The 21,419-nt window shown below is 66.6% G+C and carries 22 protein-coding genes and 1 pseudogene; 11 read left to right on the top strand and 12 right to left on the bottom strand.

Annotation, left to right across the window (positions count from 1 at the left end):
• The first annotated feature begins 21 nt into the window (after window positions 1-21).
• Window positions 22-2,139 carry an NAD-dependent epimerase/dehydratase family protein gene (locus MNAB215_RS24205; RefSeq protein ID WP_077081044.1) on the top strand — a complete coding sequence of 706 codons (2,118 nt, stop codon included), beginning with the start codon at window positions 22-24 and terminating at the stop codon, window positions 2,137-2,139.
• Window positions 2,140-2,169: 30 nt separating this feature from the next.
• Here the strand turns inward: MNAB215_RS24205 and MNAB215_RS24200 are convergent.
• The 7 genes and pseudogenes from MNAB215_RS24200 to MNAB215_RS24165 all read right to left on the bottom strand — a co-directional run.
• Window positions 2,170-2,343 (bottom strand): annotated as a pseudogene (locus tag MNAB215_RS24200) (NAD(P)/FAD-dependent oxidoreductase); the annotation flags it as partial.
• 46 nt (window positions 2,344-2,389) lie between these two features.
• Complete coding sequence (locus MNAB215_RS24195) at window positions 2,390-3,034, bottom strand: endonuclease (RefSeq protein WP_077081042.1); 645 nt, start codon at window positions 3,032-3,034, stop codon at window positions 2,390-2,392.
• A gap of 42 nt (window positions 3,035-3,076) precedes the next feature.
• Window positions 3,077-3,409, bottom strand: coding sequence for a TfoX/Sxy family protein (locus MNAB215_RS24190; RefSeq protein ID WP_077081041.1), 333 nt, complete (start codon window positions 3,407-3,409; stop codon window positions 3,077-3,079).
• Between the two features lie 38 nt (window positions 3,410-3,447).
• The gene (locus tag MNAB215_RS24185; protein WP_174604673.1) at window positions 3,448-3,837 is read right to left on the bottom strand and encodes a nitroreductase family deazaflavin-dependent oxidoreductase; all 390 of its coding nucleotides are present in this window, start codon (window positions 3,835-3,837) and stop codon (window positions 3,448-3,450) included.
• 45 nt (window positions 3,838-3,882) lie between these two features.
• On the bottom strand, window positions 3,883-6,204 hold the full coding sequence (gene lon, locus MNAB215_RS24180; protein WP_077081040.1) for an endopeptidase La: 2,322 nt from the start codon (window positions 6,202-6,204) through the stop codon (window positions 3,883-3,885).
• Between the two features lie 81 nt (window positions 6,205-6,285).
• Entirely contained in the window at window positions 6,286-6,837 is a 552-nt protein-coding gene (locus tag MNAB215_RS24175; RefSeq protein WP_077081039.1) for a CGNR zinc finger domain-containing protein, read from the bottom strand.
• A 363-nt stretch (window positions 6,838-7,200) separates the two neighbouring features.
• Window positions 7,201-8,439: an alpha-hydroxy acid oxidase gene (locus MNAB215_RS24165; protein ID WP_077081037.1), complete on the bottom strand. Its 1,239-nt coding sequence runs from the start codon at window positions 8,437-8,439 to the stop codon at window positions 7,201-7,203.
• An 18-nt stretch (window positions 8,440-8,457) separates the two neighbouring features.
• On the opposite strand from MNAB215_RS24165, the gene MNAB215_RS24160 reads away from it, so the two are divergent.
• Window positions 8,458-8,892 carry a DUF1810 domain-containing protein gene (locus MNAB215_RS24160; RefSeq protein ID WP_077081036.1) on the top strand — a complete coding sequence of 145 codons (435 nt, stop codon included), beginning with the start codon at window positions 8,458-8,460 and terminating at the stop codon, window positions 8,890-8,892.
• Here the strand turns inward: MNAB215_RS24160 and MNAB215_RS24155 are convergent.
• The 3 genes from MNAB215_RS24155 to MNAB215_RS24145 are packed head-to-tail and all read right to left on the bottom strand — an operon-like array spanning window position 8,889 to window position 11,359.
• Window positions 8,889-10,199 (bottom strand): alpha-amylase family glycosyl hydrolase, encoded by a 1,311-nt coding sequence (locus MNAB215_RS24155; protein WP_077081035.1) that lies wholly within the window; start codon window positions 10,197-10,199, stop codon window positions 8,889-8,891. The genes MNAB215_RS24160 and MNAB215_RS24155 overlap by 4 nt on opposite strands.
• Window positions 10,200-10,209: 10 nt before the next feature.
• Window positions 10,210-10,746, bottom strand: coding sequence for an alkyl hydroperoxide reductase (locus MNAB215_RS24150; protein ID WP_077081034.1), 537 nt, complete (start codon window positions 10,744-10,746; stop codon window positions 10,210-10,212).
• 25 nt (window positions 10,747-10,771) lie between these two features.
• A complete protein-coding gene (locus MNAB215_RS24145; RefSeq protein ID WP_077081033.1) occupies window positions 10,772-11,359 on the bottom strand; it encodes a peroxiredoxin in 588 nt (195 codons plus the stop codon).
• Window positions 11,360-11,461: 102 nt separating this feature from the next.
• Between MNAB215_RS24145 and MNAB215_RS24140 the strand changes: the two genes are divergently transcribed.
• From MNAB215_RS24140 to MNAB215_RS24125, 4 genes are read left to right on the top strand one after another with little or no spacing between them, the layout of a single operon-like run.
• On the top strand, window positions 11,462-12,397 hold the full coding sequence (locus MNAB215_RS24140; RefSeq protein ID WP_077081032.1) for a hydrogen peroxide-inducible genes activator: 936 nt from the start codon (window positions 11,462-11,464) through the stop codon (window positions 12,395-12,397).
• A 30-nt stretch (window positions 12,398-12,427) separates the two neighbouring features.
• Window positions 12,428-13,129 (top strand): EthD domain-containing protein, encoded by a 702-nt coding sequence (locus tag MNAB215_RS24135; RefSeq protein WP_077081031.1) that lies wholly within the window; start codon window positions 12,428-12,430, stop codon window positions 13,127-13,129.
• A 10-nt stretch (window positions 13,130-13,139) separates the two neighbouring features.
• Window positions 13,140-13,583: a TIGR03618 family F420-dependent PPOX class oxidoreductase gene (locus tag MNAB215_RS24130; RefSeq protein WP_077081030.1), complete on the top strand. Its 444-nt coding sequence runs from the start codon at window positions 13,140-13,142 to the stop codon at window positions 13,581-13,583.
• Between the two features lie 38 nt (window positions 13,584-13,621).
• The gene (locus MNAB215_RS24125; RefSeq protein WP_077081029.1) at window positions 13,622-14,380 is read left to right on the top strand and encodes an enoyl-CoA hydratase/isomerase family protein; all 759 of its coding nucleotides are present in this window, start codon (window positions 13,622-13,624) and stop codon (window positions 14,378-14,380) included.
• Window positions 14,381-14,408: 28 nt separating this feature from the next.
• On the opposite strand, the gene MNAB215_RS24120 is transcribed toward MNAB215_RS24125, so the two are convergent.
• Entirely contained in the window at window positions 14,409-14,594 is a 186-nt protein-coding gene (locus tag MNAB215_RS24120; RefSeq protein WP_077081028.1) for a (2Fe-2S)-binding protein, read from the bottom strand.
• A gap of 252 nt (window positions 14,595-14,846) precedes the next feature.
• Here MNAB215_RS24120 and bfr point away from each other — a divergent pair, with 252 nt between their 5' ends.
• From bfr to MNAB215_RS24095, 5 genes are all read left to right on the top strand, one after another.
• Entirely contained in the window at window positions 14,847-15,335 is a 489-nt protein-coding gene (gene bfr / locus MNAB215_RS24115) for a bacterioferritin (RefSeq protein ID WP_077082290.1), read from the top strand.
• Between the two features lie 68 nt (window positions 15,336-15,403).
• A complete protein-coding gene (locus MNAB215_RS24110; RefSeq protein ID WP_077081027.1) occupies window positions 15,404-17,479 on the top strand; it encodes an MDR family MFS transporter in 2,076 nt (691 codons plus the stop codon).
• A gap of 41 nt (window positions 17,480-17,520) precedes the next feature.
• The gene (locus tag MNAB215_RS24105; RefSeq protein WP_077081026.1) at window positions 17,521-18,015 is read left to right on the top strand and encodes a carboxymuconolactone decarboxylase family protein; all 495 of its coding nucleotides are present in this window, start codon (window positions 17,521-17,523) and stop codon (window positions 18,013-18,015) included.
• Between the two features lie 31 nt (window positions 18,016-18,046).
• The gene (locus tag MNAB215_RS24100) at window positions 18,047-19,399 is read left to right on the top strand and encodes a type I glutamate--ammonia ligase (protein WP_077081025.1); all 1,353 of its coding nucleotides are present in this window, start codon (window positions 18,047-18,049) and stop codon (window positions 19,397-19,399) included.
• Window positions 19,396-20,520, top strand: coding sequence for an amidohydrolase family protein (locus MNAB215_RS24095; RefSeq protein WP_077081024.1), 1,125 nt, complete (start codon window positions 19,396-19,398; stop codon window positions 20,518-20,520). The genes MNAB215_RS24100 and MNAB215_RS24095 overlap by 4 nt, the downstream gene beginning before the upstream one ends.
• Before the next feature lie 572 nt (window positions 20,521-21,092).
• Here the strand turns inward: MNAB215_RS24095 and MNAB215_RS24090 are convergent.
• Window positions 21,093-21,389 (bottom strand): hypothetical protein, encoded by a 297-nt coding sequence (locus MNAB215_RS24090; protein ID WP_077081023.1) that lies wholly within the window; start codon window positions 21,387-21,389, stop codon window positions 21,093-21,095.
• Between the last annotated feature and the right edge of the window lie 30 nt (window positions 21,390-21,419).

Here is a 21,419-nt window from a genome sequence, read left to right as displayed (position 1 = left end):
CGTTGGGGGAGGTGAGCCCAGGTGCAGATCCTGGTTACCGACGCCACCGGCACCGTCGGGCGGCTGGTCGCAAGGCAACTGATTGCTGCCGGACACACGGTCAGCGGCATCGCCGAACACCCCCACGCCTGCCTCGACGCGGGGGTTGATTTTGCTTGCGCCCCGCTGAGCGACCCCATCCTGCAGGCGCTGGCCGACGAAGCCGACGCGGTCATCCATCTGGCCCCGGTCGACGCCGCAGCACCCGGCAGCGCCGGCATCGAGGGCGTCGCGCACGTGACCCACGCGGCGGCCCGCGCCGGCGCCCGATTGCTGTTCGTCTCGCAGGCGGCCGGCCCGCCCGAGCTGTACCAACCGGCCGAGGATCTGGTGGCGACCAGTTGGGGCCCGAGCCTGGTCATCCGCATCGCGCCGCCGGTCGGCCGGCAGCTGGATTGGATGGTGTGCCGCACAGTGGCAACGCTGTTGCGCACCAAGGTTTCCGAACAGCCGATGCGACTGCTGCACCTCGACGACCTGGCGCGCTTCCTGGTCTTCGCGTCGGACACCGACCGCACCGGAGTAGTCGACCTCGCCACCCCGGACACCGTCAACGTGATCACGGCATGGCGGCTGTTGCGATCGGTGAGCCCGCGTTCCCGCCTGCATCGAATACCCAGCTGGCCGCAGCTGATTCCGTCCATGGATATCAATGCGACACAAGATGATTGGATGTTCGAGTTCGGGTGGAAGGCGGTCGAAGCCGCCACCGATACCGCGCGTGGACTCGTCGGCCGCAGACCAGGCCCCGCCGGCGCCACCAGCCACGGTCGCGAAATGCCACTCCCCGTTGAGGTTTTCCCACAGTCAGCGCCGACCGATGAGCTCGACAGCGCGGCACCTGAGGGCATGGAGGGCGAGTTCGACGACCGCATCGATCCGCGGTTCCCGGTCTTCAGCGCCACCGGCCTCGACGAAGCGCTGCCCGGCCCGCTGACCCCGATAACACTGGATGTTCAGCTGAGCGGGCTGCGCACCGCAAGCCGGGCGACCAGCCAGGTGCTGGCGCTGGGCGGCATCGTCGGCGACGAATGGGGGAGCAGGGCCATCGCAGTGTTCGGTCATCGCCCCTACGTCGGGGTGTCGGCCAACGTCGTCGCTGCCGCTCAGCTGCCCGGATGGGACGAGACAGCCCTGGTTCAGGATGCTCTCGTCGACCAGCCGCAGGTCGGCGACGTTTTGCCGTTCGGTCAGCCCCGGCTGGCCGAAGGCCCCCTCGGCTCGGTCGCCAAAGCGATCGTCGCGGCACGCTCGCTGGCGTTGTTGCGCCACCTCAAGGCCGATACCCGGGCCTACCGGGCCGCGGCCCAGGCAGAACACGCCGACCCCACTCAACTCGGCCTGCTGTCGGAGGCCGCCCTGGGCGTGCGAGTTCGACTGTTGCGCGACCGAATTCACCAGGGCTGGATCCTCACGGCGTTGTGGTTGATCGACAACGGCGTCACCGCGGCGGCACTCGAAGCCACCGGGGCGGGTTCGAGAGTGTCCGGGGTGGGCATGATCGTCCAGAGCGGCCGTATCGCGGCCGAAACCACCGAGCTGGCCGCGGCATTGCGTAACGACCCGCCGTTGCGCGCCCTGGCCGCCGAGGGCAACCTCGCCAGTATCCGCGCGCTGTCTCCACACACCGCGGGCCTTCTCGACACCGCCATCGCCCGAATCGGGCACCGCGGACCGGGCGAGGGCGAGCTCGCCAGCCCGGCCTTCGGCGACAACCCGGCAATGCTGCTGATGACGGCCGCCGAAGCCGCTGGCGCACCGGCGGAACCAGCGCCGCCGGCCGGCCTGACCGGCCGGCTCGCCGCCAACGCACGCGGGTCGCGGGAGCTGGCACACGACACCACCATCCGATTCAGTCATGAGCTTCGAATGACGTTGCGCGAGCTCGGTTCTCGATGGCTGGCGGCCGACCTCATCGACGTCGTCGACGACGTCTATTACCTGACCTGCGATGAACTGGTCACCATGCCGGCCGACGCGCGACTGCGGATCAAACGCCGGCGCGCCGAGCGGGAACGACTGCAGGCACACCGGCCACCCGAGGTCATCGACCACTGCTGGGCGCCCGTCGACGCCAGCGCCGCGTTGCCGCGGGCGTGACGGGCGTCAGCTCGACAAGCCGCTCAGCGAAGACTGCGGATCGGCCAGGTACTCCTTGGACAGCGGCGGACGCTCGGAGGGCAGATAGGGCTCGTCGGCGAACAGAATGATGCGACCATCAAAATCGTTGTCGCGCAGCGCTTCTACCGCTTTTACCCCAGCAAGTCCGCCGCCGGTGATGACGAACGTCGTCGAGCTGGCCATGATTGCTGCTCCGTTATTCGTTGACGATCCCAGCCTAGGCGCTCGGTCAACCGGTGACTTGCCGGCGGATGTCGTCGTCCAGCGAGATCCGAACCAGCGCGGCCGCCAGGCGCGCGTTGCGGCGTGACGACAGCTTGCCCAGTGCGGCGGGGTCCGACGGCAGGCCGAGCTTCTTGGCGGTGGCCGTGGCCCGATCGTCGAAGTAGGGCCGCACCCAGGTCCAGCTGTCCTGGACCTCGCGCAGGTAAATGTCGGCACCGGTATCGCCAATGCCTTTGAAATCCTTCAGCATTCGTTTCGCCTGGGCGACGTCGCGATGGCTGCGCTCGGCGATCTCTCGCAAGTCGCCGGAAAACTCCTCACGCACCCGCTGCGCCATGTTGGTGAGGCGAGTGGCCGAGCTCTCGTCGTAGCGGACGTAGTGGGCGCGGCCGAAGGCGCTGATCATCGTCTGCCGGTCGGCCGTCAGCACATCGGTAGGCGTCCTCAGGCCCGCGTGGAACAACTCGCGCGCGGCACGCATGGCGGTCGTGGCATCGATGGGTTTGCTGGCCAGCATGCAGAGCACCAGCAGTTGAAACAACGGCATCGGTTTGTCGTTGAGTCGAATCCCCGCCTCATCGGCGTATGTCGTGCCGGCGACCTTGAGCACGCGTCGCACCAACTTCTTGGACTCGTCCGACTTGCTCATAGCTCGGCACGTACCCGTGCGGCTCGGCGGCAAACGTGTGGGTCACTTCGGTGGAAGGCTGCGCGCGTAGTCGACGCCGCGGGAGATCCAACTCGTAAGCTGGCGTGTGGTTTTCAGGCCCGCTGCGTCGACGCGCAGCCAGCCCCGGGTCTCGCGGCCGGCCATCACCATCGGGCTGACATGCGCTCGTTGCAGCAGCGACTCGGTGTCGTCGGGCACCACCCGCACCATCAGCCCGCCCTTGGAGCTGACCGCGACGGCCATGTGTCCGCCAAGGAGAAAGGCGAGCCCGCCGAACATCGGCTTCTCGTCCACCCCCGGCTGTTGTGCGAGCACCTCGCGGATCCGGTTGGCCAGGTATTCGTCGTAAGCCATGTGCTGACGCTAATCGTCGGCACCGACAGCCCGGGGTGTCAATCCAGGTCCACCCGGATGGTCAGCAACTCGCTGCCCATGATCCGCACCACTGTGCTGTTGACCCGGGGCAGGTTGCCCAAGCGCTGCAGCGGGTCGTCGTCCGGCAGCAGGTGCGCGGTGCCGTTGCGCCACTGACCGCCGAGGCGCACGCGAACAGTCGGGTTGGCCTTGATATTGCGGACGTAGTCCGAGTGATCGCCGTGTTCGGACACCATCCAGAACTGGTTGCCCACCACGCGTCCGCCCACCGGCGTGTGTCGCGGCTGACCGCTGCGGCGCCCAGTGGTCTCCAGCATGGTCACCGGCAGCTGTCGGCCGACCGGGTTGACCACCAGCCGCTGCATGCGGTGCACTACTGCCCGTTTGAGACTCACGCCTTCATTCAACGCCAGGGGCCACACCCGTGTCACGAGCGTGGCCCCTGCGCTTGGTCAAGCGGCGACGGTTGCCGTCTGCGCCAGGGGTTCCAGCGCCTGGGCGATGATGTCGGCGACGTCGGTCATCGGTTTGACGGTCAGCGCCTCGAGCACCTCGGCGGGCACGTCGTCCAGATCCGGCTCGTTGCGCACCGGAATGAAGACGGTCGACAGCCCGGCCCGCTGGGCGGCCAGCAACTTCTGCTTGACGCCGCCGATCGGCAGCACCCGGCCGTTCAGCGTCACCTCACCGGTCATGCCGACATCGGAGCGGACCTGACGCCCGGTCGCCATCGACACCAGCGCGGTGACCATCGTGACACCGGCCGACGGCCCGTCCTTGGGCACCGCGCCCGCCGGCACGTGCACGTGGATGCGCCGGTCCAAGGCCTTGGGGTCGACGCCCAACAGGTGAGCATGCGAGCGCACGTAGGAGAGCGCGATCTGCGCCGATTCCTTCATCACGTCACCCAGCTGACCGGTCAACTGCAGACCCGGCTTACCGTCGGTGGCCCCGGCTTCGATGTAGAGCACATCGCCGCCCAGGCCGGTGACAGCCAGTCCGGTGGCCACCCCGGGCACCGCGGTGCGCTCCTCGGACTCCGGCGTGAAGCGCGGACGACCAAGGTAGCCAACCAGATCGGGCTCGTCGATAACCAACGCATCCGACGACTCGGACAGCTTCGTCGTCACCTTGCGCAGCGCCTTGGCCAGCAGCCGTTCGAACTGCCGCACGCCCGGCTCGCGGGTGTAATCGGCGGCGATCTTGCGCAGTGCGGCGTCGGTGACGGTGACCTCGTCGTCGTTCAGCGCCGCCCGCTCCCGCTGCCGGGGCAGCAGGTAGTCGCGGGCGATGGCGACCTTGTCGTCTTCGGTGTAGCCGTCGATCTGCACCAGCTCCATGCGGTCCAGCAGGGCGGACGGGATGTTCTCGATCACGTTGGCGGTGGCCAAGAACACGACGTCGGACAGGTCCAGGTCCAGGTCCAGGTAGTGGTCGCGGAACGTGTGGTTCTGCGCCGGATCCAGCACCTCGAGCAGTGCGGCGCTCGGGTCGCCGCGATAGTCGGAACCGACCTTGTCGATTTCGTCCAGCAGCACAACGGGATTCATCGATCCCGCCTCACCGATCGCCCGCACGATCCGGCCCGGCAGCGCGCCCACGTAGGTGCGCCGGTGACCACGGATCTCGGCCTCGTCGCGCACGCCGCCCAGGGCGACGCGGACGAACTTGCGGCCCAGCGCCCTGGCGACGCTCTCGCCCAGCGACGTCTTGCCGACGCCGGGGGGACCGGCCAGCACCATCACCGCGCCGGAGCCACGGCCGCCGACGACCTGCAGCCCACGCTGAGCCCGCCGGGTACGCACCGCCAGGTATTCCACGATGCGGTCCTTGACGTCCTCCAGCCCGTGGTGGTCGGCGTCCAGGATTTCCCGCGCCGCTCGCAGGTCGGTCGAGTCCTCGGTGCGGACATTCCACGGCAGGTCCAGCACGGTGTCGAGCCAGGTGCGGATCCAGCCGCTTTCCGGGCTCTGGTCGCTGGCCCGTTCCAGCTTGCCGACTTCGCGCAGCGCGGCTTCGCGCACCTGCTCGGGCAGCTCGGCGGCCTCCACGCGGGCCCGGTAGTCGTCGGATCCGTCGGGTTCGCCCTCGCCCAGTTCCTTGCGGATGGCCGCAAGCTGTTGGCGCAGCAGGAATTCCTTCTGCGTCTTCTCCATGCCCTCGCGCACGTCCTCGGCGATCTTGTCGTTGACCTCGACCTCGGCCAGATGCTCACTGGTCCAGTCGATCAGCACGCGCAGCCGCTCGGCGACATCGGTGGTCTCCAGCAGCTGGCGCTTCTCCACGCTGGTCAGATACGACGCGTACCCGGAGGTGTCGGCCAGCGCCGACGGATCGGTCAGGCTGTTGACGTAGTCGATGATCTGCCAGGCCTCGCGCCGTTGCAGCATGGCCAGCAGCAGCTTCTTGTACTCGGCCGTCAGCGACTTGATTTCCTCGGTCGACTCCGTCTCGGGGACCTCGGTCACCTCGACCCAGAGCGCTGCGCCCGGCCCGGAGGCTCCCGCCCCGATCTGCGCCCGGCGTTCGCCGCGCACCACAGCGGCGGTGCCGCCGCCGGCGATCCGTCCGACCTGCAGGATCTTCGCGATCACGCCGTGAGACGGATAGCGGTCCTCGAGTCGCGGGGCGATGAGTAGCTCCCCGGTATCGCTGGCTTGCGCGGCATCGATGGCGGCCTGGGCGGCATCGTCCAGCGCGATCGGCACAACCATTCCGGGCAACACGATCGTGTCGGTGACGAACAACACCGGCACCGATTTGGCTTCAGACATTTTCTTCTCCAAAGGTTTAGTCTGATGCGCTCAACCTTGAACCGTTCCAGTTTGTTCCCGACGGGACGGCCAGCGTTCGCGTCAGCGGGTAGCCGCGCGCTGGCGCGCCCGGAACGCCTGGACTTTGGCCTTGTTGCCGCAGGTAGCCATCCCGCACCAGTGCCGGTTGTGCCCTCGTGAGGAATCGACGTAAAGACGGGTGCAGCCCGCGCGGGCGCAGCGCTTGACGTTGTCGATGCCCGGGCCCGCCAGCAGGTCGAGCAGGTCCGCGGCCAGGGTGGCGAGCAGTTGTGCCGTGCTGCCTTCGCGGCGAAGCGTCCCGGTACGCAGCAGTCTTGGGGTGAGCCGCGGCCGGGCCGCCCACTCATTGACCAGTTCGACGTCGGCGACCTGCGGGCGGCGCTGCTCGAGCCGGGCGATCACGGTCCGATAGACGGCTTCGCGCAATGCGGTCGCCATCTCGAGATCGTCCGCGGTCACGTCGATTGCCGCATCGACCAGCCCGGCCTGAATTGCCCAGTCGGACAACAGCCGTGGGGCGGTCAGCAGTTCGTCGGCCTCTGCGCTGCCGCGAAATCTCAGCGTGCCCGAGAAGTCCAGGCACGGCCGTCCGCTCACGTACATGAAGGTCATGTAACCACCTTGACAGGTTTCATCATGTCCTGCAAGATGTAACTAGCTAAGTCGGTTACACAGGTCGGCCGGATTCGCGAGATCCAGGAGAGCGTCGGAACCGTCTAACCCGAGTAAAGAACCGTCTTATCTCGGTAGTAGGTGGAAGGAGCCTCGAAATGATCACGAAAGCGGTTGCCAGCACTGCAATCTTTGTCAGCTTGTCTCTTGTGGGGGCCGCGCCGGCCGGCGCCGACCCGAGCAAGGTGACCCCCAGCCCGAACCCGTTTGCGGGCCTCACCTGCAACTGCCAGCAGCATGCCCCGGTGGGCGGCCCGAATTTCGGAGACATTGATCGGGGTCTGCGGGCGGCCTTGGCGACCCCTATCCAATAACGGGACCGAGCCGCCGCAGTTGAGTGATGTGCTTCGGGGAAAGCTCCTCGAGGCACGTCACACCCAGCAGCTGCATGGTCCGAATCACGCCGCTGTGCAGGATGTCGATCGCACGCTGCACGCCGGCCTGACCGCCGGCCATCAGCCCGTAGAGGTAGGCCCGTCCGACCAGCGTGCACCTGGCCCCGAGTGCGATGGCGGCGACGATGTCGGCCCCGGACATGATGCCGGTATCCATCAGGATCTCGGTGTCCGCGCCGAGCTCACGCGCCACCACGGGCAAGAGGTGGAAGGGGATCGGTGCCCGGTCCAGTTGGCGGCCGCCGTGATTGGACAAGACGAGGCCGTCGACGCCGCGTTCCACGACGGCGCGGGCATCGTCGAGCGTCTGGATGCCCTTGACCACGAGCTTGCCCGGCCATTGCGCCTTGATCCACTCCAGGTCGTCGAAGGTGAGGCTGGGGTCGAACATCGTGCTCAGGTACTCCGCGACGGTGCCCGGCCAGCGATCCAGTGACGCGAATGCCAGCGGTTCGGTGGTCAGCAGATCGAACCACCATTTCGGGTGCGGCACGGCGTCGAGCACGGTGCGCAGCGTCAGCGTCGGCGGAATCGTCATCCCGTTGCGGTTATCCCGCAGCCGGGCACCGGAGACCGGAACGTCGACGGTGGCCAGCAGGGTGTCGAATCCCGCGTCGGCCGCACGCCGCACCAGCGCCATAGAGCGGTCGCGATCCTTCCACATGTAAAGCTGAAACCACTTGCGGCCCTGGGGAACTGCTGTCACCAGGTCTTCGATCGCGCAGGTGCCCAGCGTCGAAAGCGAGAAGGGGATCCCCGCCCTGGCCGCCGCGCCCGCGCCCGCTATCTCGCCCTCGGTGTGCATCAACCGGGTGAATCCCGTCGGCGCGATCGCGAACGGCGAGACCACCGGTTGGCCGAGCACATTCCACCCGGCCGTCACATTGGTGACGTCGCGCAGGATCGTTGGATGAAACTCGATGTCCCGGAAGGCTTGTCGCGCACGCTGGATGGACAGCTCATCCTCGGCCGCGCCGTCGGCGTAGTCGAACGCGGCCTTGGGGGTGCGGCGTTTAGCGATGCGTCGCAGATCCTCGATCGTGAACGCGGCCTCGAGGCGGCGTTTGGTCGCGTCGAATTGCGGGCGCTTGAACCCGATCAGCGGCGCCAGGTCGCGCACCTTGGGCACTCGTCGTTTGACTGCCATATGTGCCACCGTAGTCACATGGAATCCGCCGACGACCCCTTCGATCTGAACCGTTTCGTCACGGCGCAGGCTCCGGTCTACGGCCAGGTCGTCGGCGAACTGCGCGACGGACGAAAGCGCAGCCACTGGATGTGGTTTGTGTTCCCGCAGTTGCGCGGCCTGGGCGGCAGTGCGATGGCAATTCGCTACGGCATCGCCTCGCTGGCCGAGGCCCGCGCCTATTTGGATCACGACCTGCTGGGGCCGCGCTTGCGTGAGTGCACGGACCTGGTCAACCGGGTTCAGGGCCGTTCCGTCGGGCAGATCTTCGGCTCGCCCGACGATCTCAAGCTGTGCTCGTCGATGACGCTGTTCGCCCTCGCGGCCGACGACGACCAGGATTTCACCGCGCTGCTGGACAAGTACTACGGCGGCGAGCGGGATGCGCTGACCCTCGCCCGGCTGCGGCCCTAGACGGGTTGCAGGATCCGCCAGCCGTGCGGCTCAACGGCCAGCTCGTCGACGACGTCCTGCGGCGGCGCCGACGATCCGGCGAGCACCGCAGCGCGTGCGGTGCCCCATTCGGACAGCGCCACCTTCAGCGGCTGGTCGTCGATGTTGAGCGCAACCATCAGTGCGTCGTCACCACGTCGGCTCGTGTACACGTATTGCCGGTTGTTCAGCCGCAAGGACGTCGTCGCTGCGCCGTGCAGCCACGGGTGGCGCCGGCGCAGGCCGATCAGGTATTGGTGCAAGCCCCACACCTCGGTGCCGAATTCATCCAATAGCACTGGGGGAGAACCGAACTCGGGACGCACCGCGTCGTCGCCGCCGAAGCGTTCTTCCTTGATGCCGCGAAACCCGAGTTCGTCGCCGGCGTAGATGCTGGGCACGCCCCCGACGGTCAGCAGGACGACCAGCGCGTGGGCCAGATGCTCGGGGCGCTCGATCTGGCTGGCGATGCGGGTGACGTCGTGATTGCCGATGAAGGTCAGCGGGGCGAAGGTGGCCAGCAACTCGTTGTGCCGCTGCAGCGCCCAGTCCAGTTCGAAGAAGTTGCCATCGTTGATACTGCTCCAGATCGCCTTCCACAGTTCGTATTGCGTCGCCGAATCGAAACCAGCGGCATCGACCACGGCCGCATAGTCACCGTGGATGAGCTCGCCGACGAACCATGCCTCCGGGAACCGCTCCCGCACCCGGGGTAGTATTGCCGCCCAGAATTGTTGCGGCACAGCGTATGCCGCGTCCAGCCGCCAGCCATCCGCGCCGCGCTGCAACCAGTGCGCCATCACATCGACGACATGGTCGGCGACGTCTGGGTTCTCATGGTTGAGGGTGATCAGCCCGGAATGACCTTCGAAAGTGTGGAAGCGACCGGGACGTCCCCGAAACCAGCGAGCGGCCTCGCCGTCGGTCGCCGCCTCCCGATACTTGCCGAACTGGACGCCGACGTGATTGAACACCCCGTCGAGCAGGATACGCAGGCCGCGACTACGCGCCTCGGCGACGACGTAGTCGAAATCGTCGTCGTCGCCGAGGCGCGGGTCGATGCGGTAATGATCGCCGGTGTCGTAGCCGTGCGTGCCCGAGGCGAAGATCGGCCCCAGCGCGATCCCGGAGGCGCCCAGTGCGATGGCGTGGTCGAACCAGCTGACGATGCGCCGCAGCCGGTGTTCGCCCGGCTTCGGCGGCGCCGATCGGGGTGCCGGAAAGGCGCCGACGAAGCCGAGCGGATAGATCTGCCACCAAATTGCGTGCTCGACCCAGGATGCGGTCACGACGCGACGATCAGCCGACGGCGGCCAGAGTCTCGGCGGTGGTGATCGCCTGCGCGACGCCGGCAACGATCGATGCCACCTTCAGCGCTTCCAGGACCGCCTCGCGATCGACACCGGCCTCCCGCAGCGTGTGCTCGTGGGCCACGACGCAGTGCGAACACCCGTTGATCGAGGACACCGCGAATGACCACAACTCGAAGTTTGCCTTATCCACACCCGGATTGCCGATGATGTTCATCCGCAAGCCGGGGCGCAGGTCGTCGTACTTGCCGTCCAGGAAGCCGCGGCCACGGTAGAACACATTGTTCATCCCCATGATGGACGCGGCCCCCAGCGCCGCCTGATACGCCTCTGCCGACAGGATATCGGCGGCCTCGGTGCCAATCTCGCTGAGCACCTGAGCGTTTCGCGTCGCCGCGGCACTGGCCAGCAGGGCGCCCCACAGCTGCTCCTCGTTGAGCACGGTACTGCGGGCAATCGAGCCCAGATTGAGCTTCAGATCCTTGGCGTACTCGGGCAGCGCTTCCTTGAGATTTTCGATGCTCATCACAACCTCCAGATCAGACGCGGACTTACGCCGACGCCTTGAGCAGTTCGCCGGCATTCAGCGTCGGGTCGCCCTTACGCCAGTTGCAGGCGCACAGCTCGTCGGACTGCAAGGCATCCAGGACACGCAGCACCTCGTCGACGTTGCGGCCGACGGATCCGGCTGTCGCCGAGACGAATTGGATCTCGTTGTTGGGGTCGACGAGGAAGGTCACCCGGTCGGCCACACCATCGGCGTTGAGCACACCGGTCGCCAAGCTGAGCTCCCGCTTGATGTCCGACAGCATCGGGAACGGCAGCTTCTTGAGGTCGTCGTGCTGCGCGCGCCAGTTGAAGTGCACGAACTCGCTGTCGACCGACACACCGAGAACCTGCGTGTCGCGGTCGGAGAACTCGTCGTTGAGCTTGCCGAACGCCGCGATCTCGGTCGGGCACACGAAGGTGAAGTCCTTCGGCCAGAAGAACACCACCCGCCACTTGCCGGGGTGGTCGTCGCCCGAGATGGTGCTGAAGTAGTCACCGGGTTGCTGCGCATCGATCTTCGACAGGTCGCCACCGACCAGCGCGGTCAGCTCGTAGGCGGGGAACTGGTCGCCGATTGTCAACAGAGACATACCACTCCTTAATTGGATCTTTTCAAGATTAGCCGTCAATAAACCATGATGCCGTGAGGGGCATCTGAAGTAAAGGTGATATATCGCACTATACTGATAGGCATGACCGATAAGAGTTTTCAGCCGACGCTCGCCGGGCTGCGGGCGTTTGTCGCGGTGGCCGAGAAGCACCATTTCGGCAGTGCGGCAACAATTCTCGGAGTCAGCCAGTCTACTCTGTCCCAGGCGCTAGCCGCGCTCGAGACCGGCCTGGGCACCCGGCTCGTCGAGCGATCGACACGGCGCGTCCGGGTGACGGCCGAGGGTATGCAACTCCTGCCGCTGGCCCAGGCGGTGGTCGACGCCGCCGACACGTTCAGTGCCGCCGCGGCCGGAACGTCCGATCCGTTGCAGGGCAGCCTGCGCCTGGGCCTGATTCCCACCGTCGCGCCCTACGTGCTGCCCAGCGTGCTGGCCGGGCTGGCGACTCGGCTGCCCGAACTGACCCTGCGGGTGATCGAGGACCAGACGGAGCGACTGCTGGCCGCGCTGCGTGACGGCGCAGTGGACGCGGCCCTGATCGCGTTGCCCGCCGACGCAGGCGGGATCACCGAGATTGGAATCTATGACGAGGATTTCCTGCTGGCCGTCCCGCCAGGGCACCCGCTGTCGGGCAAGCAGCGGGTGCCGGCCGCGGCGTTGGCGGATTTGCCGCTGCTGTTGCTGGACGAAGGCCACTGCCTGCGCGACCAAGCCCTGGACGTCTGCCAAAAGGCCGGGGTGCGAGCCGAACTCGCCGATACCCGGGCAGCATCGCTGGCGACCGCGGTGCAATGCGTGACAGGCGGATTGGGCGTGACACTGATTCCGCAGACCGCCGCGCCCGTCGAGGCAGCGCGCAGCCGGCTCGGCCTGGCTCGGTTTGCGACTCCGCGGCCGGGGCGGCGCATCGGTTTGGTGTTTCGGTCCTCGAGCGGTCGCGACGAATCCTACGGGCGACTCGCCGAGATCATCGGTGAGTCGATCCGCACCGATCAGGAGGTACGACTGGTTGTCTGATGCCGGCGGCGGCGCAGGTAAGTTCAGCCCATGGAGAAGGTCATCGCCGTCCTGATGCGCACCGACTCGAGCGAGGAGTGGTGTGCCCGCCAACGAGGTCCCGTCGCCGACGCGCTGTTGGGGCTGGGCGTTGCGGGGTTGTCGATCAATGTCCGTGACGACGCGGTGCGCCACTCGCTGATGACGCTGACGCTGCTGGACCCGCCCGCCGCCGCGGTGGTCAGCCTGTGGACCCAGCAGTGCTACGGCGACCAGATGACCGCGGCGCTGGACCTACTCGCCGGCGAATGCGAGCAACTAGCCGCATACCTGGTGACCGAATCGATTCCGCTGCTCGCGCCTGCGGTCGAACCCGGTTCTCGGACAACGGGTTTGGCCAACATTGCCCTGCTGCGCCGGCCCGCCGAACTGGACCAGGCGACTTGGCTGAGCCGTTGGCAAGGTCACCACACGTCGGTGGCCATCGAGACGCAGTCAATATTCGGCTACACGCAGAACTGGGTGGTGCGCGCACTCACCCCGGGCGCACCGGGAATCGCCGGCATCGTCGAGGAGTTGTTCCCCCCGGAGGCGATCACCGATCTCAAGGCATTCTTCGGCGCTGCCGATGATGCCGACCTGCAGGACCGCTTGAGCCAGATGATCGCCAGCACAACCGCATTTGGCGCAAACGAGAACATCGACACGGTGCCCACCAGCCGCTACGTGTTCAAGACGCCTTTTCACACCTGAGGGGCAACAGATGACAACACTCAACGAGGCCGTGGCGCTGGCCGCGGCGGAAAGCGGGCTCGCGGTGATCTCCACCGTGCGCGCCGATCAGACCGTGCAGGCGTCGCTGGTCAACGTCGGCCTGCTGCCGCACCCGGCGACGGGGGAGCCCGTCTTGGGCTTCACCACCTACGGCAAGGTCAAGCTCGCCAACCTGCGGGCCCGGCCGCAGCTGGCCGTCACCTTCCGCAACGGCTGGCAGTGGGCGACGGTCGAGGGCCGCGCCGAGCTGGCCGGCCCGGAGGACCCGCAATCGTGGCTGGCCGGCCCCGACCAGTTGCGGCTGCTGCTGCGCGAGGTGTTCAGCTCCGCGGGCGGCACCCACGACGACTGGGATGAGTACGACCGGGTGATGGCCGACGAGCGACGCGGCGTGGTGTTGATCGCGCCCACCCGCGTCTACAGCAACGGGTGAGCTGCGGCGCGGCATCGTCGCAGCGCTAGGCTGCAGCCGTGACGCTGCAGATCGACGACAACAACCGGGTTCGCACACTGACGCTGAACCGCCCCGATGCGCTCAACGCCTTCAACGAAGCCCTTTACGACGCCACCGCCGAGGCGCTGTTGGCCGCCGCCGAGGACCCGGAGGTGGCGGTCGTACTGCTCACCGGCACCGGGCGGGGATTCAGCGCCGGCACCGATCTCGCCGAAATGCAGGCACGCATCACCGACCCGGACTTCAGCGAGGGCAAGTACGGATTCCGCGGCCTGATCGACGCGCTGAGCGCCTTTCCCAAGCCACTGATCTGCGCGGTCAACGGTGTCGGGGTGGGCATCGGCGCAACCATTCTCGGCTACGCGGATCTGGCATTCATGTCGTCGACGGCGCGGTTGAAGTGTCCCTTCACCAGCCTCGGTGTGGCACCGGAAGCGGCGTCGTCGTATCTGCTGCCGCAGTTGGTGGGGCGGCAGAACGCGGCGTGGCTGCTGATGTCCTCGGAGTGGGTCAGCGCCGAGGAGGCGCTGGGGATGGGCCTGGTCTGGCGGGTTTGCGAGCCGGACGAACTGCTCCCCGAGGCGCGTCGACACGCCGAAATCCTTGCCTCCCGGCCTATTTCGAGCCTGATGGCGGTCAAGCACACCATGGTCGAACCGGTCCGTCCGGAGATCGCGGCGGCGACCGCTCGGGAAAATGCTCACTTCGCCGAGTTGATGGGCACCCAGGCCAATGCCGCGGCCTTGGCCGACTTCACCGGGCGGAAAAAGAATTGATGCCGGGTCCGAGCGGTCTCGCGACCGGCTAGTGCGTTGCCGCCGGCTCGAGTTCGGCCGACGCGGCGAGGATGGCCCGCACGGTGCGCCGGCAGCGGCCACAGTCCCCGCCGGCGCCGCACAACGCGGCGATCTCTTTCGAGGTGGATGCGCCCTGCGCGACGGCGTCGGACACCGTTTGAGTGGTGGCGCCGACGCACAGGCATACGTACATCAGCGCACCCCGCGCAGTAGGGCAGTAGCCCGAACAGGCCTCATGTTAGTGGAGTCTAACCTACATAGGTTAGTGGACGCTAACCTAAGTTTGTGTGACGTAGTCGAGCCGCGCGAGCCACTGAGTGCAGCCAAACCTTGCTGGAACAATTCAAATTTGCGTGGCAAAGTGCTGCTACGCCTGCATGGTGGGCTGCGGCCCAGCCCACCTGCCGCGCTATGCCCCGCCAGCCCCGACACCGGAGGAGTGATCATGCAAGGGGATCCGGACGTTCTGCGTCTGCTCAACGAGCAATTGACCAGTGAGCTCACCGCGATCAACCAGTACTTTCTGCATTCCAAGATGCAGGACAATTGGGGCTTCACCGAGGTAGCCGAGCACACCCGCGCAGAGTCCTTCGACGAGATGCGCCATGCCGAGGCGATCACCGACCGCATCTTGCTGCTGGACGGCCTGCCCAACTACCAGCGCCTCTTCTCATTGCGCGTCGGCCAGACCCTGCGCGAGCAGTTCGAGGCCGACCTGGCGATCGAATACGAGGTGCTGAACCGCCTCAAGCCCGGCGTCATCATGTGCCGCGAGAAGCAGGACAGCACCAGCGCCTTCTTGCTGGAGAAGATCATCGCCGACGAAGAGAACCACGTCGACTACCTCGAGACTCAGCTGCAGCTGATGGACAAGCTGGGCGAGGAGCTGTACTCCGCGCAGTGCGTTTCCCGGCCGCCGGGTTCGATCGCCTAGCCGAGGACATCGCTGGGCCGCGATGGCCTCCTGCCGGCGTTAGCATCGGACGCTGACGGAAGGCAGGCATGACAAGCCCGAGAGCCCAAGCCCATCCGGCGCCCGACGCCGAATCGAGCAGCGAGCAGATCAGCCCGCGACGCCGCAACCTGATCTTCGTAGCGATCGCGCTCGGGATGCTGCTCGCGGCGCTGGATCAAACCATCGTCGCGACGGCGCTGCCGACCATCGTCGCCGACCTCGGCGACGCCGGTCATCAATCCTGGGTGGTCACCAGTTATCTGCTGGCGTCGACGATCGTCACCGCACTGGTCGGCAAGCTTGGTGACTCGCTCGGTCGCAAGCGGGTCTTTCAGGCCGCCGTGGTGTTCTTCGTGATCGGGTCGGTGTCCTGCGGGCTCGCCCAGTCGATGGCCATGTTGGTCGGCTCCCGCGCCTTGCAGGGTATCGGCGGGGGCGCGATCACTGTCACCGCCAGCGCGTTGATCGGTGAGGTGGTACCGCTTCGGGATCGCGGTCGCTACCAGGGCATCCTGGGCGCCGTCTTCGGGGTCACCACGGTGGTCGGCCCGTTGCTCGGCGGCTACTTCACCGACTACCTGACCTGGCGGTGGGCGTTTTGGGTGAACGTGCCGGTCTCGGTGGTAGTCATCTTCGTTGCGGCGGCGGCGATTCCGGCGCTGGCGTCGTCCAGCAAGCCGGTCATCGACTACGCCGGGATTGTTCTGGTCGGTCTGGGCGCCGCGGGTCTGACGCTGGCCACCAGCTGGGGCGGCACCCTGTACCCGTGGGACTCGCCGGCGATTATCGGGTTGTTCGTCGGGGCCGCGGTAGCGCTCGTCGCGTTCGTCTGGGTGGAAAGCCATGTGTCCCAACCGATCCTGCCGACGCGGCTGTTCGGCAGTCCGGTATTCACCGTCTGCTGCGTGTTGTCGTTCGTGGTGGGCTTCGCAATGTTGGGTGCCATGACGTTTCTGCCCACCTATATGCAGTACGTCAACGGCGTCTCGGCGACGACATCGGGCCTGCGCACGCTGCCGATGGTGGTCGGGATGCTGATCACCTCGACCGGCAGCGGCACCCTGGTCGGGCGCACCGGCCGCTACAAGATCTTTCCGGTCGCCGGCACCGCATTGATGGCGCTCGCCTTTGTGCTGATGTCGCGGATGGATCCGGCCACCTCGGCGCTGGTGCAGTCGATCTATCTCGTGATCCTGGGGGCCGGCATCGGATTGTCGATGCAGGTGCTGGTACTCATCGTGCAGAACACCTCGAATTTCGAAGACCTCGGCGTCGCCACCTCGGGTGTGACGTTCTTTCGGACCATCGGAAGTTCGTTCGGCGCCGCGATATTCGGCTCATTGTTTTCGAACTTCCTGAAAACCAGGATGGGTCCGGCACTGGCGGCCAGCGGCGTACGCCCCGATGCGGTCGGTTCGCCGGAGGCCCTGCACCGACAACCCCATAATGTGGCCGCGCCCATTGTGGCGGCCTATTCGGAATCACTGAGCCAGGTATTCCTCTGGGCGGCGCCGGTCGCGCTGCTCGGGTTTGTCCTGGCACTGTTCCTGAGCGAGGTACCGCTGCGCGAGATCCACAACAGCGCAGTCGATTTGGGCGACGGGTTCGGGATGCCGACCACCGACACTCCGGAACGGCTGCTGGAGAACGCGATCGCGCGCATGCTGCGCGGTGACCCCGGTGTGCGATTGCGCAGCATCGCGATGCGCCCGGATTGCCGGCTGGACGTCGCCGGGCTGTGGGGCGTGATGCGCATCTACCGCTTCGGGCAGATGTACGGGACGGCCCGCCTCACCGACATCGGCGACTCCATGCGAATACCGTTCGAAGTCCTCGAGCCCACCTTCGCCCGCCTAGTCGCGACAGGCTATGCACAACAGGACGGCGACAAGATGTGGCTGACCCCGGCCGGGACCCAGCAGGTCGACTACGTCTACTCCTTGCTGCTGGCCTGGATCGTCGACAAGCTGTCCCGGTCGCCCAATTACCAGGGCAGGCCGGATCGACAGGCGGTTGAGGTTGCCCTCGAGCACATCGCGCATCGTGTTCTGGCCCAGCGGGATTGGCACGACGACACGCCCAGCACGGTTGCGCTACCCGCGGTCAGCGGCCGACCCTCCTAGGTACCTGCCTGAATTCCGGAGCGCGGGCGTACCATCACGCCATGAGCCGAATCGGAACATTCGCTGACGACGACGTCTACAGCTGGGCCACGAAGTCCCCGGACCTCGGCGGCGCGATCGCCAACTTCAGCCAGGCGGTCTACACCAAAAGCCGGTTACCGCTGCGCACCCGCGAGCTGGCCCGGGCAGTGATCGCCCACGACAACGAATGCGTGGTCTGCCTCAACGCCCGCGATGCCGACGGTCAGGTCGCAGGCGTCGACGAAGAGCTCTACGAGCACGCGCTCGAATGGCGCACCTGGCCGGGGTACAGCGAACAGGAGCGCCTGGCGGCCGAGTTCGCCCACCGTTTCGGTACCGAACACGCCAAACTGCGCGACGACGAAGACTTCTGGGCCCGCTGCAATGAGCACTTCTCCGAGGAGCTCATCGCCGATCTCGCTTTGTCGTGCGCGCTCTGGGTCGGCATGGGTCGCACCCTGCGCACCCTCGATATCGGCCAGGCCTGCAAGCTGACGCTGCCCAGCAGCGCCTAACCGTCACAACGGACCACCGGTCAGGGCTGCGATGACAGCCACGCCCGCAGCCGCCGCGGCAATCGCGCAGCTCGAGGCGGAGGGCGTCGACACCGTCATCGGCACCGTCGTCAATCCGGCCGGGCTTACACTCGCCAAAACCGTGCCGATCGGGCGGACCACGGCGTTCGCCGACCCCGGCCTCGGCGCCAGCCCGTCCTGGCATGCCTTCGCCATCGACCAGACCGGTATCGCCTTTACCGACAACGTCGGCGTGGTCGGTGATCAACGCATCCGCATCGACGCATCGGCGTTGCGCATCCTCGGCGACGGTTTGGCGTGGGGGCCCGCCGCTTTCTTCGAGCAGGACGGGACACCGGCACCGATGTGTGGCCGCGGAACGCTGAGCCGGATCGAGACGGCGCTCGCGGACGTCGGACTCGGGGCGCGGGTCGGCCACGAAATCGAGTTCGTGCTGGTCGATCCGGGCGGCGGCAGGCTGCCATCGACCTTGTGGGCGCAATACGGGCTTGCTGGTGTGCTCGAGCATGAGGGCTTTGTCCGTGATGTCATGGCCGCGGCCTCGACGGCCGGCGTCGGGATCGAACAGCTCCATCCCGAATACGGAACCAACCAATTCGAGATTTCTTTGTCTCCGCTGTCCCCGGTCGCCGCCGCCGACCAGTTGGTGCTGACCCGAATCATCATCGGGCGCGCCGCCCGCCGCCACGGGCTGCGCGTCAGCCTGTCGCCGGTGCCGTTTGCCGGCAGCGTCGGATCCGGTGCCCACCAGCACTTCTCGTTGGCCACAACGGACGCGCAGCTGTTTTCCGGCGGAACGGAAACGGCAGGCATGACCGCGGAGGGGGAGAGCGCCGTGTCTGGCGTGGTGCACGGATTGCCGGAGGCCCAGGGCGTGCTGTGCGGATCGATCGTGTCCGGGTTGCGGATGCATCCGGGTAATTGGGCTGGGGCCTACGTGTGCTGGGGCAGCGAAAACCGGGAAGCGGCAGTGCGATTCATCAAAGCGAACCCCGGCGCCCCACATGGCGGCAATGTCGAGGTCAAGGTGGTCGACCCGTCGGCGAACCCCTACCTGGCGTCGGCGGCGATCCTCGGGCTGGCACTCGACGGAATCCGCCACAGCATGGTACTGCCGCCGGAGACGACCGTAGATCCGGCCGAACTCACTGCATCCGAGCGCCAGCGTGCCGGAATCCAACGCCTGTCCGAATCTCAGGCAGAAGCGATTGCGGCACTGGATAATTCGGAACTCCTGCGCAGCATCTTGGGCGACCCCGCGGTCGACATGGTGGTCGCGGTCCGCCGTCTCGAGCACGAGCACTACGGCACTCGGGGCGCAGAGGAACTGGCCGACACTTTTCGGATGGCCTGGAGTCTGTGACGGTGCCCGATGCTTCGGCCCTCGCGCGGCGCATCGGCGAGGTGGCACTGATCGATCAGCACGTCCATGGTTGCTGGTTGCAGCCGCCGGACCGGCACCGGTTCGAGAACGCCCTCAACGAAGCCAACACCGAGCTGACCGACTCAGGATTCGATTCCCAACTCGGCTTCGCCGTGCGCGCCCACTGCGCACCCATCATAGGATTAGCCAAACACGTTGATCCACACCTTTATTGGGAGCGCCGCAGCGAATTCAGCGAAAGCGAGTTGGCCGAAATGTTCCTGCGGGCCGCCGGCGTGAGCGACTGGCTGGTGGACACCGGAATCGGCAGTGACGTGGCCGACGTCGCCAAGCTGAGCGCGCTGTCCGCCAATCGCGCGTACGAGGTCGTGCGCCTCGAACAGGTGGCCGAACAGGCCGCGCAGGCACCCGGCGATTACGCGTCGGCCTTCGGCGAGATCCTGCACAGCCGTGCGGCCGCCGCCGTGGCGACCAAATCCATCCTGGCCTACCGGGGCGGATTCGACGGCGATCTGAGCGAGCCGTCCGCGGCACAGGTCTGCGACGCCGCGGGCCGGTGGCGCGATCGCGGCGGCACTCGGTTGGACGACCGAATCCTGCTGCGTTTCGGGCTGCACGAGGCGTTGCGGCTTGGCAAGCCGCTGCAGCTGCACGTCGGCTTCGGTGACCGGGACTGCGATCTGCACAAGACGAACCCGCTGTATCTGCTCGACTTATTGCGGCAGTCGAACGACACCCCGATCGTGTTGCTGCACTGCTATCCCTACGAACGTGAAGCGGGCTATTTGGCGCAGGCCTTCAACAATGTCTATCTCGATGGCGGGCTGAGTGTGAACTACCTTGGGGCCCGCGGACCAGCGTTCATCGCCCGGCTGCTGGAGATGGCGCCCTTCCGCAAGATTGTCTATTCGTCGGACGGATTCGGCCCCGCCGAGCTGCATTTCCTGGGTGCGCAGTTGTGGCGCAACGGCATCCACCGGGTGCTGCGAGGCTTTGTCGACAACGACGATTGGAGCGAAGCCGATGCGCTGCGGGTCGTCGATCTCGTTGCTCACGAGAACTCCGCCCGCATCTACCGGCTCGGAGATCGCTGGGTCTGAGCGTGGACGCATCGGTGATGGTGTCGGGGACTCCCACCCCGGTTGCCGCTATTGGATTCGGGTACAGTAGCCATCCTGTGATAGGTCGCGGAGAGTAAACAAGGTGCGTCATGTCGCGTTATCCGAGCAGAATCGTCCTCGGCGTTGTTACTGCCTTCACCGTCTCTCTGTCCGGAGGCTGCACCGGGGTTCTCTACGTCGCCTGTCCTGACCCGGTCACCTGCGTCAGCGGGTAACAGTGACGCGGCGGGCCCCCGAGCGCGGGCCGTCGATGGCCGAAACTGGCGGCCGGGGTGCGTCCACCAAAGTCGCCCGCCGCGCCCATTGAACTCGGGTACAATAACAACCCTGTAAGCCGATCGTCATGCGAGGAACGGGGTGCGTCGCCATGTCGCGTTATACCAGCAAAGTCGTCCTCGGCCTCATCCTTGCCCTCAACTTCGCCCTGTCCGGGGGCTGCACGGGGGTCATCACCGTTGCGTGTCCTGACCCAGTCGTCTGCACTGGCGGATAGCCGCGGACGAGCCCCCTGGTTTCACCTGAGACTAGGGGGCATTATTTTGCGCCGGTGCTCAGTCACGAATCGAAGCGCTGCCGAGGGGTGAGCGAGCGGCGGTCCGCGTCATCTCCCGCGCCGCTTGCCGCCAGCCGCGACCCATCCGGCGCGGTGGCGATGCCGACAACGAACGCGTGTTGATCTCCAAGAGCGAGTCATACACCCGGAGCAGGATTTCTCGCTGTCCCGCTGTCAACCCGCCGCCCGACAAGAACTTGTCGACCGTCTCCACGGCCTCCGCGACGCCGTGGGAGCGCCCGCGCTCCCAGATGCCCCATGAACGAACAAACTTTTCGGCGTCGTTTATTTCCACCGCTTAGCTCTTCCCGCTTACCAGCGAAAT

The sequence above is a fragment of the Mycobacterium numidiamassiliense genome (assembly GCF_900157365.1).
Classification (GTDB): Bacteria; Actinomycetota; Actinomycetes; order Mycobacteriales; family Mycobacteriaceae; genus Mycobacterium; species Mycobacterium numidiamassiliense.
This window is presented reverse-complemented; position numbering and strand designations above follow the sequence as displayed.